Source organism: Novosphingobium sp. KA1 (assembly GCF_017309955.1).
Taxonomy (GTDB): Bacteria; Pseudomonadota; Alphaproteobacteria; order Sphingomonadales; family Sphingomonadaceae; genus Novosphingobium.
Map to the genome: position 1 here is coordinate 514,859 of NZ_CP021247.1, position 12,631 is coordinate 527,489.

The 12,631-nt window shown below is 65.8% G+C and carries 10 protein-coding genes and 1 tRNA gene; 5 read left to right on the top strand and 6 right to left on the bottom strand.

Annotation, left to right across the window (positions count from 1 at the left end; genetic code table 11):
* Positions 1 to 163: 163 nt before the first annotated feature.
* From CA833_RS02605 to CA833_RS02615, 3 genes are all read right to left on the bottom strand, one after another.
* On the bottom strand, positions 164 to 991 hold the full coding sequence (locus CA833_RS02605; protein ID WP_207079158.1) for a hypothetical protein: 828 nt from the start codon (positions 989 to 991) through the stop codon (positions 164 to 166).
* 16 nt (positions 992 to 1,007) lie between these two features.
* Positions 1,008 to 2,279 (bottom strand): integrase arm-type DNA-binding domain-containing protein, encoded by a 1,272-nt coding sequence (locus CA833_RS02610; RefSeq protein ID WP_207079159.1) that lies wholly within the window; start codon positions 2,277 to 2,279, stop codon positions 1,008 to 1,010.
* Between the two features lie 159 nt (positions 2,280 to 2,438).
* A tRNA-Ser gene (locus CA833_RS02615) sits at positions 2,439 to 2,528 on the bottom strand.
* A gap of 155 nt (positions 2,529 to 2,683) precedes the next feature.
* Here CA833_RS02615 and hspQ point away from each other — a divergent pair.
* Positions 2,684 to 3,064: a heat shock protein HspQ gene (hspQ, locus tag CA833_RS02620; protein WP_207079160.1), complete on the top strand. Its 381-nt coding sequence runs from the start codon at positions 2,684 to 2,686 to the stop codon at positions 3,062 to 3,064.
* Between the two features lie 82 nt (positions 3,065 to 3,146).
* Here hspQ and CA833_RS02625 read toward each other — a convergent pair whose 3' ends face one another.
* A complete protein-coding gene (locus CA833_RS02625; protein ID WP_142632401.1) occupies positions 3,147 to 4,025 on the bottom strand; it encodes an ABC transporter permease in 879 nt (292 codons plus the stop codon).
* Positions 4,026 to 4,125: 100 nt separating this feature from the next.
* On the opposite strand from CA833_RS02625, the gene CA833_RS02630 reads away from it, so the two are divergent.
* The 4 genes from CA833_RS02630 to CA833_RS02645 all read left to right on the top strand — a co-directional run bounded on the left by CA833_RS02630 (position 4,126) and on the right by CA833_RS02645 (position 8,253).
* A complete protein-coding gene (locus CA833_RS02630) occupies positions 4,126 to 4,833 on the top strand; it encodes a GcrA family cell cycle regulator (protein WP_142632400.1) in 708 nt (235 codons plus the stop codon).
* Between the two features lie 4 nt (positions 4,834 to 4,837).
* Complete coding sequence (locus CA833_RS02635) at positions 4,838 to 5,563, top strand: peptidylprolyl isomerase (protein WP_242526233.1); 726 nt, start codon at positions 4,838 to 4,840, stop codon at positions 5,561 to 5,563.
* Positions 5,564 to 5,641: 78 nt separating this feature from the next.
* Positions 5,642 to 6,835, top strand: coding sequence for a diguanylate cyclase (locus CA833_RS02640; protein WP_207079161.1), 1,194 nt, complete (start codon positions 5,642 to 5,644; stop codon positions 6,833 to 6,835).
* 143 nt (positions 6,836 to 6,978) lie between these two features.
* Positions 6,979 to 8,253, top strand: a complete 1,275-nt coding sequence (locus CA833_RS02645; protein ID WP_207079162.1) for a GGDEF domain-containing protein — start codon at positions 6,979 to 6,981, stop codon at positions 8,251 to 8,253.
* An 18-nt stretch (positions 8,254 to 8,271) separates the two neighbouring features.
* Here the strand turns inward: CA833_RS02645 and CA833_RS02650 are convergent, their stop codons facing one another.
* Together CA833_RS02650 and pnp are read right to left on the bottom strand one after the other, a co-directional pair.
* Complete coding sequence (locus tag CA833_RS02650) at positions 8,272 to 9,861, bottom strand: hypothetical protein (RefSeq protein ID WP_207079163.1); 1,590 nt, start codon at positions 9,859 to 9,861, stop codon at positions 8,272 to 8,274.
* A gap of 331 nt (positions 9,862 to 10,192) precedes the next feature.
* Complete coding sequence (gene pnp, locus CA833_RS02655) at positions 10,193 to 12,517, bottom strand: polyribonucleotide nucleotidyltransferase (RefSeq protein WP_207079164.1); 2,325 nt, start codon at positions 12,515 to 12,517, stop codon at positions 10,193 to 10,195.
* Between the last annotated feature and the right edge of the window lie 114 nt (positions 12,518 to 12,631).

The following is a 12,631-nucleotide window of genomic DNA, read 5'->3' on the forward strand; positions in this document are numbered from 1 at the left end:
TCCCGGCCCCCTGGACACCCCTGGGCGGCGCAGCCGCCCTCACGCGCCGGTGCGGCCGGCGCTAGGTGTAGATACGGATATGACCTAGAGGCCTCGGGGGACGGAACAAACCGAGGCGAAGCCGGAGCATTAGGGCGCCGATGCGCCCTAATTCGTCATTGGATCAGTATGATCCCACGGTCTCTCCGTTGGTGGAAGATTCGCCCCTGCGGAAATCACGCGCGTCGAGGGAGGCCGCGAGGCTCCGCAGCGTCTCACCCAGAAGCCTGTCGCCGTTCCAGGTCGTCACGTGGCGCTCCTCCGTCGTCAGGCACGCGAGCATCGCCTCGTAGGCTTCCTTGTCGCTTTTACGGCGATCCTCTTCACAGGCCGGCGTAGGCGCCTTCCTGAGCAACGACGCCAACCACGACTTCATGCCGTGCGGGATCAGCAGCGCATAGGCGTTCTGTATCTGTTCTACCTGCTGACCACCGGGCTCCGGATTGTCGACCGGACGCGAGCGCCGCATCCAATGGATGAAGCCTTCCTTGCGCAAACGGCATAGCCCTTCGTGGACGGCCGAGTAGGAGCGGCCGATGTCATCGGCGATGCGTTGGATCGAAGGCTCAAGCCGCCCGGTGGCGTAGTCGACCAGGTCATAGAGATACTCGAGCACGGCAACGCCGACTTCGCCCAGCGCGCCGTTGCGCACGCCGGGCTCCTTTTCACGGCGCTCACGGCGCGTGCGGTTCTCGAAATCCTTCGCCGCCTTGAGCAGCGCTTTGGTCCAGCGCTTGCCTCCGCGCTTCGACCCGTCGTGAATCGGCTTCCAAACCCGATCCTCGATCGTTCCTTCGGTGTACGAGTTGCGCCAGACCCTTTCGCCGGAACGTGGACTGTCGCCCCGCTCGAGCAGGGCGCGCGCCTTCCTACAAAGCGTTGTCTTGGCTACGCGGGCGGCGACCAGGCCAAACGGCGACGCGTCGTGCCGGGGAGTGGTGGCGGCCGTCATGCGCGGCCGCCCTGCGTCAGCGCACGCGGCGCTTGATATCGATCAGCACCGCGGCTGGCTGCATTCCGTCCATGAGCAAATCCGCCCACTCCTGCGCGAGCTCGCGCCGGCGAACCATGTAGGCCGCTCGGTTGTAGGTAGCCTCTACCCCTTCGCGCTGATGCGCGAGCATCAGATCGATGATCGCCCGGTCTGCCGGCCGATCGAGATCGACGGCACGCTCGTTCATGATCGTGGAAAAGCTGGACCGCCACCCGTGCGGAACATGCCGGCCGGCGAACAGCGGCAAGCGCCGGTACGCGACATTCAACGTGTTCTCGGTCAGCGGCCGATGCGAATGTCTGGCAGACGGAAACAAGAACTTCCGATTGCCGGCGAACTCGGCCGAGACTTTGACCGTCTCCACTGCCTGCCGAGACAGCGGAATGATGAACTCGAATTCCTCGCGCTCGGACTTCGCCCGCGAGAGCTTCATCTTCTGCGCCGGTATCCGCCAGATCGGCGATTCGCCGTCCAGGTCCTCGAACTCGTCCAGTTCGGCCATATGCACTGTCCCCGGCCGGGCGGCCGTCAGTGCCAAGAGCCGCGAGGCCAGCTTCGTCTGAGGATGGCCGGGTTCCTGCTCGAACGCCCGAATGAAGCCCTTGCAGGCTTTCAGCTTCAGCAGCGCCGGTTGCTTTCCCTTGACCACGGGCTGAAGCGCATCGCTGATCGCTGACGCCGGATCGCTCTCGGCCAGGTCGTGCGCGATTGCATACCTGAAGATCGCCGAAATCCGCTGCCGAAGGCGATGCGCCGATTCGATTGCACCCTTGGCCTGGACGGCCTGGAGCAATTCGCGAATCTGCGGCGCACGAATATCGCCGATCGGTATGTGCCCGATCACAGGGAACACTTCCCGCTCCAAACTGAGCAGCACGTCGTTGAAGTGCACCGGCTTCCACAAAGGCTTCTGGAGCTCGTGCCAGCGCAGCGCCATCACCTTGAACGCCGTCGATTCGTCCGGGGCCGTCGTTCGACGTGCAGATCTGCGCTTGTACTCGTCCCCCGGATCGCGTCCCTCGCGCAGATCCCGGCGCGCATCGTCCTTGAGCTCGCGAGCCAGCTTCAGCGAGATTTCCGGGTAAGCCCCAAAGACGATCCGCCGTTCCTTGCCACCGAACCGATATTTGAGGCGCCAGCTTTTGTAGCCGGACTTCGTCACGTACAGATGCAAGCCCTGTGCGTCGGCAAGCTTCAGGTCCTTGCCATCCGCCTTCGCATTCTTGCACTGCTGATCGGTTAGCACCCGATGCCCCCACTCGCCGGTTCCGGTGCCCCAACAATGCCCCCGGATTGCTGTCGCACTCCTGGGTATTACTGGGAACAACTCCACCCGCAAAATCCGCTGAAATCAGCGCTTTGTAAAGGGGTTGGGGAACTTCTGGGAACTTGTGGGAAAGGCTCTTGGCGGAGAGGGTGGGATTCGAACCCACGGTACGGTTGCCCGTACACTGCATTTCGAGTGCAGCGCATTCGACCACTCTGCCACCTCTCCGCTAGAGATGCGATAGCGATGGAAGGTCTCCATCGGGTCGGGAAGCGCGCCTCTAGCTGGCGCAATCGCTCTTGCCAAGCCCTCTTTTTTCAAAAAATGGGGAACAATCCACAGGCAAACTTGTGAGCCCCCACCCCCACCTCTATATTGTGTCCATGAACAGGGCGTCGTTTTTCTCACCACAGGCAGGCAAAATCATCGACGCACCGCGCCAGACAAAGGCGCGTTTTGCGATCGGCGACGTCGTCCGCCACCGCAGTCACGACTTTCGCGGCGTCATCTTCGACATCGATCCGGTCTTCGCCAATAGCGAGGAATGGTACGAATCGATCCCCGCAGACATTCGTCCCGAGCGTGACCAGCCTTATTACCACCTGCTCGCCGAGAACGAGGAATCGAGCTACGTCGCCTATGTCAGCCAGCAGAACCTGACCGGCGATGCCGAGGGCGGCCCGGTGGACCATCCGACGCTCCCGCAATTGTTCGAGGCCTTCAAGAACGGGCGCTACCGCCTGCGCCACGGCCTCGCGCACTAGGGCCTAATCCCGAACGGGCAACAAAAAACCCCGGACGCTGCCTGCGTCCGGGGTTTTTTGTTGCCCGTTCGGGGCGGGACAATCAGCCCTTCAGCTTCCAGCCCGAACGCAGCACGCGGTAGACCGCAAAGGCGAACAGGGCATTGACCACACCGAGGCCGATCGCGCTGTGCAGCACGGCCTCGTTGGAATTGCCGATGTCGCTCTGCCCCAGGAAACCGAACCGGAAGCCCGAGATCACATAGAAGAACGGGTTGAAGCGGCTCACCGCCTGGAACGCGGGCGACAGGTTGTCGATCACGTAGAACGTACCCGACAGCAGCGAGAGCGGGGCGATGACAAAGTTGGTGACGGCGGCGTTGTGGTCGAACTTCTCAGCCCAGATCGACGAGAGCAGGCCCAGCAGCGCCAGGAACACCGAACCGCACAGGCCGAACCACACCACCGCCCAGGGGTGATGCACGGTCAGGTCGACCCCCGGCCACAGCAGCATGGCGGCACAAAGCGCAAGGCCGACCAGCACCGCGCGAGTGACGGACGCACCGACCAGCGCCAGCATCAGTTCGCCTTCGCTCAGCGGCGGCATCAGGTAGTCGATAATGGTGCCCTGGATCTTGCCTGCCAGGAACGAGAAGCTGGAATTTGCAAAAGCGTTCTGCATCATCCCCATGACGATGAGGCCCGGCGCCACGAAAGTGGCGAAGTTGACGCCCAGCACTTCACGCCCGCCGCGGCCCAGCGCCACCGTGAAGATCACCAGAAACAGCAGCGTGGTGATCGCCGGTGCCCAGATCGTCTGGGTCTGGACCTTGAAGAAGCGTCGCACCTCCTTCATATAAAGGGTCTTGAGCCCCTCCCAGTTCACCTGGTGTATCAGGGGTTCTCCCTTTGCCGGGAAGTGGCGTGGCTGCACGATGCCCTCTGGGGTCTGCAGATCGGACGAATTCGTTTGATCGACCATGGAGCGGCGAGTATCGGCTGCGACTTCCCAACGCAAGTCGTGGCTAGGAATTTCGGGGCGATTCTCGCGTATCGCCTCTGACGAACGAGATGGAACAGGAATGAGCTGGACGGACGAGCGGATCGATAAGCTGACCAAGATGTGGGAAGGCGGTGCCACCGCCAGCCAGATCGCGGACGAGCTTGGCGGCGTCAGCCGCAACGCGGTGATCGGCAAGGCCCATCGCCTCGGCCTCAAGGCCCGCCCTTCGCCGGTAAAGGCGAACGAGAAGCCGGCGCGCCCTGCCGCACCGAAAAAGGTGAAGCCCGCTGAAGAGCGAGCGCCCGCTCCGGCTCCGCAGGCCGCGCCGCCCGTCGTGCGCGCCGCACCCGCAGCCCCGGCAGCCCCCGCACCGACCCCGGCGCCGCGTGCGCCTGAACCGGCTCCCTCGGCTCCGCAGGCCGCCGATGCGCCGCCGCCGGCGCCCACCGGCCCGCGCGTCGTTTCGGTCGGCCCCGGCGGCTTCCTGCGCCAGGGCCCGGGTGATCAGCAGCAGCCGATCCCGCCGGCCCCGCCGCGCCGCCTGGTTCCGGCCAAGCCGAGCCCGGAAATCGCCGACAAGACCAGCCTGCTCGACCTTAGCGACCGCGTCTGCCGCTGGCCGATGGGCCACCCGGGCGAACCGGACTTCCACTTCTGCGGCGAGAAGGTGAACCCCGGTTTCCCCTATTGCGTCGAACATTGCGGCCGCGCCTATCAGGCCCAGCTGCCGCGCGGTGCGCGCCGTCCCCCTCCGCCGCTGCCGTTCGGCGGACCGCGGGTACGCTAATCCGATGACCACGACGGCACGGCCTGGCGCCCGCTTCCACCGGCGTCTTGCCGTGCCCGTCATGGCCGCCGCGCTGGCCATGACACTTGCCGCGGTGGCTCCGGCCATGGCGCAACCGGCCGCAACAGCGACCACGACCAAGACCACAGGGGCCACGCCCCCTGCCCCGGCGGCAACGCCGATCGAATACGTCTATGTCGCGATGGTCACCAGCCAGGGCACGATCCTGCTGGCGCTCGACAAGACTCACGCGCCGCTCACCACCGCCAATTTCCTGAAGTACGTCGACGCGAAGAAGCTTGACGGAACCACCTTCTACCGCGCCATGCATCTTGACTGGGGCGATGAGCCCTCGGGCCTGCTGCAGGGCGGCCTCCAGGGCATCAAGGTACTTGCCCCCGTCGCGCACGAGCCGACCAACGTGACCGGCCTGCACCACACCTCGGGCACGATCTCGATGGCGCGTTATGCCCCCGGCACCGCCACCGCCGACTTCACGATCATGATCGGCGACGTGCTGTCGCTCGACGCCAGCCCTGCGTCCGAAAATCCCGACCTGCGCCCCGGCTTTGCCGCATTCGGCCATGTCGTCTCGGGCATGGATGTCGTCCGCAAGATCTGGGACGCGCCGCGCTCGGCCACCAAGGGCGAAGGCGTGATGCGCGGCCAGATGCTGGAGCCGCCGGTGAAGATCCTCAGCGCCCGCCGCGCTCCTGCCCCCGGACAATAGCCCCCTTCCCGTCCCGACCAGCGGAATCCGGGATTTTCCGGACTTAATTTTACGCGTTCACGGCCGTTGACGCATGGGATGACCGCCTACGATCCCTCCATGGCCCGCAGCGGCCTGCGCCGCTGGTTCGGACTGGGCGGCGCGGGCTCTCGCCCGGTCGATGCGCCCGAGGACCAGCCCCCGGCGCCGCTCTTCCACGAAACCTCGCGCGACAAGCGGCGGCGCCAGACGCTGGAAGACATCGCCCGCTTCCTGCTCACCCACCGCCTGCCGATCACGCCCTTCACGCTGGAGGCTGCCCACGACATCATCACCGGAGCCGACCCCTGCCTGGGCAAGGACGTGGCGGAGCGGGTCGGCCAGCGCGAACCGGTGACGCTCTACTGGCTGGAGGACCGTATCAGCGAACTCGGCCGCCGCGACGGCATCGAGCAGATCCACGTTCTGATCCACCGGCTGGAAGCCACGCTGTGCGAATTCGCCGCCACCGCCAGCGCCGCACGCAGCGCCACCAGCGACTACAACTCCGCGCTCGAGGCCCATGCCGATCACGTCGGCCTCCACGGCGCCTCGGCCCGGCGCGGCGCGGCGCGCAGTGACGAGGAGGCCCAGCGCACGATCCTCGAACTTACCGCGCTTGCCAAGGACATGATCACCCGCACCCGCGACATCGAACGCGCCCTGGCTCGCTCGGAACGCGAAACCCAGGTCTTGCAGAAGAACCTGATCGACGCGCGCCGCGAGGCCGAGATCGATCACCTCACCGGCCTGCCCAACCGCCGCGCCTTCGAAGCCGTGCTGAAGGAGCAGCACGCCGAGTGCCATGCCACCGGCGAGCCGCTTTGCGTCGCCTTCTGCGACATCGACCACTTCAAGCGGATCAACGACATGCATGGCCACGATGCCGGTGACCGGGTGCTTCGCACGGTCGCCCAGACACTCGCCAGGATTTCCAGCGACACGTGCCATGTCGCCCGCCACGGCGGCGAGGAATTCGTCGCCTTGCTGCGCGGCAAACGCCTGGACGAAGCGTTCGCCACGCTCGACGCCCTGCGCGAGGACATGGCCGCCCGCAAACTGGTCAATCGCTGGACCGACACGCCGTTCGGCCGCGTCAGCTTCTCCGCGGGTCTCGCCGATGTCCACGCCTACGACAGCCCGCGCGCCGCCCTGCGCGCCGCCGACGAAGCGCTGATCCGGGCCAAGGATGCCGGGCGCAACCGCGTGTTCATTGCCAGCCTCGACGATCCGGGCGAAGGCATTGCAACTTGAACATGGTTAACATCAGTATTTTGCAAGACACTCTTCATCATACGCAAGTGTCGAAAATGTAATCCAAAAATCCCGTTTCGACAGTTACTGTTTATTAGCGACTCCTACCTAGGCTCCCTTGAAACGAACCTGGGTGAACGATCGTGCGGCACGAAAGTATCCTGTCACCAACGGAAAGGCCCCCCTCGGCCCGGCGTTTCACGCTGCACCTGGCGCAGGCCGTCTGCACCGCCTGCGCCCTCACCGCCATGTTCGCACAGGGCGAAACCGCCCGCGCCCTTGCCACCGTCGCCGCCGCCTGTTCGCTCTTCACGCTGTTTGTGGGGGTGCTCAGGGAGCGCCGCGCGGTCGCCGAACTGGATGACCACATCCGGCTGGTCGACGAGGCGCGCAACGCCCACAGCCAGGTCGAGGAGCTGTTCGCGATGACCGACATGCTCCAGGCCGCCGAGGACTACGACGACGCCGGTGCCGTGCTGATGGCCACGGCCTTGCGCCTGCTGCCGGAATTCGGCGGCGCCCTCTACGTCTTCAACAATTCGCGCGACCGCCTGGACCTTGCCAAGTCCTGGGGACACTCCGATTCGTTCCAGCCCGCCGCCAGCCTGCTGCCCGGCAACTGCTGGGCGCTCAAGCGCGGCAAGGCCCACGTCAATGCGCCCGCCCACGGCACCCTGAACTGCATGCATGCGGTCGGCTCGGGGACCACGATCGAAAAACCGATGATGGCGCGCGGCCAGGTGGTCGGCCTGCTGATGCTGGCAAGCGCGGCGCCGGATGCCGTGGAAGGCAACACCGACATCCACCGCATCGCCCGCGCCCTGGCCGATTCGATGTCGCTCGCGCTTTCCAACATCGCCCTGCGCGAGAAACTGCGCACCCAGTCGCTGCGCGATCCGCTGACCGGGCTCTACAACCGCCGCTACATGGAAGACGCGCTCGAACGCTACATCAGCCTTGCCGAGCGCACCGGCACCGCCACCTCGGTGGTCATGGTCGATCTCGACAACTTCAAGCGCGTCAACGACGAGTACGGCCATGCCAAGGGCGATGCCGTTCTGCGCGACGTCGCCGCACAGCTCGTCGGAGCCCTGCGTCCGTCCGATGTCGTTGCCCGCTACGGCGGCGAGGAACTCGTCCTGATCCTTCCCAAGTGCAGTCTCGAGAACGCTGCCAGCAAGGCGGAAGTCCTGCGCAAACGGATCGAGAGCCTTTCGGAGGCGCACGGGGTGGCGATCAGCGCCTCATTCGGCATCGCCTCGGTGCCGGAGACCGCGACCAAAGCCGCGGATGTCGTCCCCGGTGCCGACTGCGCGCTTTACGCCGCCAAGCAAGGCGGCAAGAACCGTGTGGTTGTCGCCGAACGGCGCGGCAAGCGGGACGAAGTCCCGGCGCCGCGCCTGACCGGCACCGGCTGATCCCGACAAGCGCCGGGTTCAGCGGCGCGGCAGCGTCGCCAGATCGGCGATCACCGTGTCGGCATCCAGCAAGCGCCACTGCGCGCCGGCGATGTCCGCAGGCAGCGCCGCCTTGTGAACCATGCGCACCCGCATCTGCGCCTCGCGCCCCGAATTGACGTCCTGCCTGCTGCCCCAGCCGGTGACGTGCAAGGTCCGCTCCAGCCCCCGCTGGCTCTGCACCAGCATCGCGTCATAGCCCTTGGCCTTGGTCGCCGTGGCTGCTGCCAGCATGGCGTGCTCTTCCAGTGTCGGCAACGTGGCGAGCCCGTGCGTGAAACGCACCGTCCGGTCGCCCGGATCGTCCTTGTCGCCGCGCAGTGTAAATCCTTCGCCCGTCAGGAAATAGCTGTCGCCGAGCCGCACCTGCGTGGCCTCGGTCTCGGCGCGCGGCATCATCGGCGCGAGGTGCGCAAGGTCGGTCGCGAACTCCCGATCGCGCTCGCGCTTGTGCCTGGCGCGGATCTCTTCGATGATCGCACGCTTGTCCGCCTGGCTTGCCTGGCCGAGCTGGCCCACCAGATCGATCAGGACAACGCCCGCCTCGGGGCCCGCAGCTTTCAGCCGATCGAGCAGGCCCTGCAGGTCCAAGCCCGGCGCTTCCTCGCGAAGGGCGATGATCTTCTCCCAGCCCTCCATCTGCTCAAGGCCGCTTTTGGCAAGCACCGCCCGCATTTCGAACGCGTTGCGGGCCGACTTCGAGAGCGGACGACCGTCAGGGCTGGGCGGTGGCGGCGCCATTGCCGCGTCCAGCCCTGCCCTGACGGCAGCAAGATGCGCGCGCGCTTCCCGGGTCTTGCCGGATGCCGCCAGCGCATAGGCATAAAATCCGGCGTACATCGCCTCCAGCTGCATCTCCCGATCGGCGGAATCGTCGGAATTCTGGGCCGTCCAGTTGCCGCGCATCTGCGGCTTTGCGAAACTGACCCCGGCGCCGAGTTCGACCGCCTGTTCGATCCGCCCGTCCAGCATCGCATACTTGAACGCCATCAGGGCCATCGAGGGAACGACCGGCGCCATCGCCCGCATCCGCGCGAGCTGATGCCCGAGATCCGGATCGATCCGGTGGCGCAGAACCTCGGTCGTGCGCCGCACGCTGGCCGCATAGGCCCGCTCGGCGTCGATGGCGTCCAGCAGCGCGCCCGCCTCGCCCGTGCGGCCGGTTTCGATAAGCACATAGGCGCGCAGCAGGCGATTGCCCAAGCCCAGCCCCCGCTCGAAGTAGATCGGGTCGAATTCGCCCTTCAGCGCATCGACCGCGTCGATCGCGCGCAGAGCCTCGTCGAAAGCGCCCGCGCCGATCTGATGGAACGCCCGCGCCTGCATCAGGTGCGCGCGCCGGAGCGTGAACGCCGGCAGCAACAGCGGATCGGCAAGCGCCGCGTCGCACGCCTCGATGGCCTTGCGGGAATCGGCGTTCACCACCCCTCGGCGGATATCGCGCTCTTTCGCGGCAAGGCCGAACAGCATCGTTCCCGTGGTGATACCGTCGCCCTTGCCCTTGGGCGGATCGTATCCGTCACAGACCCGGAACGCATCGCCGGGCAAAGGCGCGGCGGCGCCCGTCAATACCCCGGCCTGCCCCCCTGCTTGCCCCCCTGCTTGCCCCCCTGCTTGCCCCCCTGCTTGCACGCTCGCAGGACAGAACAGGGCAGCCGCCGCCAGGCTGGCTACCGCAAATCGCAATTTCATCCGTCACACCCCAATCGTCCTTCCCCCGAAGGACAGAGGCGTCGTTCATATCGTCACGCCCCCCGCACACAAGCGGCAGCGCACCGTGCATGCACATGAAAACGCGCCCGAACTCCAAGAGTCCGGGCGCGCTTCATGGTCCGAGCGACCTCGGAGCACCGACCGCTTCGCCGTCAGTGCCCATCAAAGGCCACTGATCGCCTTGCGATCAGTCTTCCTTAAGGAACGCCGGCATGTGGTCGGGGTCGCCGCCACCATTGTCGCCGCCGCGCGGACCGCGGGGACCGCGTCCTTCACCGCGCGGACCACGGTCGTTGCCGCCACGGCCACCATCACGGCGGGGCCCACGACGGTCACCGCCGCGGTCGCCACCACGTCCACCTTCGCGATCGCCGCGCGGTTCACGCGGTTCGCGGGCCGGACGGGTGTCTTCCAGCTCGGCGCCGGTTTCCTGGTCGACGACGCGCATCGACAGGCGAACCTTGCCGCGCGGGTCGATCTCGAGGACCTTGACCTTGACTTCCTGGCCTTCCTTGACGACGTCGGTCGGCTTTTCGACACGCTCGTTCTTCATTTCGGAAACGTGGACGAGGCCGTCCTTGCCACCCATGAAGTTCACGAAGGCACCGAAGTCGACGATGTTGACGACCTTGCCGGTGTAGATCTTGCCGACTTCCGCTTCCTCGACGATGCCGAGGATCCACTTCTTGGCGGCTTCGATCTGGTTCACGTCCGAGGACGAGATCTTGATCACGCCTTCGTCGTCGATGTCGACCTTGGCGCCGGTTTCGGCGACGATCTCGCGGATCACCTTGCCGCCGGTGCCGATGACGTCACGGATCTTCGACTTGTCGATCTGGATCGTCTCGATGCGCGGTGCGTGGGCCGACAGTTCGGTACGGGCCGAACCGAGGGCCTTGTTCATCTCACCCAGGATGTGCGCGCGGCCGGCCTTCGCCTGCTCCAGCGCCTTGCCCATGATTTCCTTGGTGATACCGGCGATCTTGATGTCCATCTGCATCGTGGTGATGCCGTTCTCGGTGCCGGCCACCTTGAAGTCCATGTCGCCGAGGTGATCCTCATCGCCCAGGATGTCCGAAAGGACAGCGAACTCGTCACCTTCCAGGATCAGGCCCATGGCGATGCCAGAAACCGGACGGGCCAGCGGAACGCCCGCGTCCATCATCGAAAGGCAGCCGCCGCAGATCGTCGCCATCGAGGACGAGCCGTTCGACTCGGTGATGTCCGAGAGGATGCGGATGGTGTAGGGGAAGTCTTCCTTGGCGGGCAGCACCGGGTGCAGCGCGCGCCATGCCAGCTTGCCGTGGCCGATCTCGCGGCGGCCCGGGGCGCCGAAGCGGCCCACTTCGCCCACCGAGTAGGGCGGGAAGTTGTAGTGCAGCATGAACGACGAGTACGACAGGCCTTCGAGGCCGTCGATCATCTGCTCGGCGTCCTTGGTGCCCAGCGTGGTGGTGCAGATCGCCTGCGTTTCACCGCGGGTGAACAGCGCCGAACCGTGGGTGCGCGGCAGGAAGCCGACCATCGATTCGATCGGACGGACCTGATCGAGCTTGCGGCCGTCGATGCGCTTGCCGTCCTTGAGGATGGCGGTGCGAACGATTTCCGCTTCCAGCTTCTTCATGGTCTTGATGGCGACCATCTGCGTCTGCGGGGTTTCGTCCGAGAACGCTTCCTTCGCCTTGGCGCGCGCGGCGTTGAGGGCGTTGGCGCGGGCCGACTTGTCGGTCAGCTTGTAGGCAGCGGTGACGTCCTTGCCGACGGCCTTCTTGAGCTTCGCCTTGATGTCGGCGGTGTTGTCCGACAGGTCGATTTCCCAGGGGTCCTTGGCAGCCTGCTCGGCGAGGTCGATCACGAGGTTCACGACCTTGCGGCATTCGTCATGCGCGAACATGACGGCGCCCAGCATCTCTTCCTCGGTCAGCTCCTTGGCTTCCGATTCCACCATCATCACGGCATCGCCGGTGGCGGCGACGACGAGATCGAGGCGGCCGTCGGCCAGCGCGGCGGTCTGCTTCGGGTTCAGCGTGTATTCGCCGTCAACGAAGCCGACGCGGCAGGCGCCGATCGGGCCCATAAAGGGCACACCCGAGATGGTGAGCGCGGCCGAAGCGGCGATCATCGCGACGATGTCGGCCTCGGTCTCGCCGTCAAAGCTCAGAACCTGGGCAATGACGTTGATTTCGTTGTAGAAACCTTCGGGGAACAGCGGACGGACCGGACGGTCGATCAGGCGGCTGGTCAGCGTTTCCTTTTCGGTGGCGCCGCGTTCACGCTTGAAGAAGCCACCCGGAATGCGGCCGGCGGCCGAAAACTTTTCCTGGTAGTGCACGGTCAGCGGGAAGAAGTCCTGGCCTTCCTTCACCGACTTGGCGGCGGTAACCGCGCAGAGCACGACCGTTTCGCCATAGGTGGCAAGGACGGCGCCGTCGGCCTGACGGGCCACGCGGCCGGTTTCGAGAGTGAGCGTCTTGCCGCCCCACTCCATGCTTACGGTTTTGACGTCGAACATAAGAGGTTTTCCTCAGCCCACCGGCCCTATTGCGCGGCGGGGTTTACTGCCGGGTATGCCGTCCCGGTCCGGTATGGGGCCGCTTTGGAGCCCCCGGGCCCTCCGCCGGATTGC

What these genes read in the sequence shown, in the direction of transcription:
- pnp (WP_207079164.1), bottom strand. Translation starts at nt 12,517, where the DNA reads ATGTTCGACGTCAAAACCGTAAGCATGGAGTGGGGCGGCAAGACGCTC.
- CA833_RS02640 (WP_207079161.1), top strand. Translation starts at nt 5,642, where the DNA reads ATGACCGCCTACGATCCCTCCATGGCCCGCAGCGGCCTGCGCCGCTGG.
- CA833_RS02635 (WP_242526233.1), top strand. Translation starts at nt 4,838, where the DNA reads ATGACCACGACGGCACGGCCTGGCGCCCGCTTCCACCGGCGTCTTGCC.
- hspQ (WP_207079160.1), top strand. Translation starts at nt 2,684, where the DNA reads ATGAACAGGGCGTCGTTTTTCTCACCACAGGCAGGCAAAATCATCGAC.
- CA833_RS02625 (WP_142632401.1), bottom strand. Translation starts at nt 4,025, where the DNA reads ATGGTCGATCAAACGAATTCGTCCGATCTGCAGACCCCAGAGGGCATC.
- CA833_RS02605 (WP_207079158.1), bottom strand. Translation starts at nt 991, where the DNA reads ATGACGGCCGCCACCACTCCCCGGCACGACGCGTCGCCGTTTGGCCTG.
- CA833_RS02630 (WP_142632400.1), top strand. Translation starts at nt 4,126, where the DNA reads ATGAGCTGGACGGACGAGCGGATCGATAAGCTGACCAAGATGTGGGAA.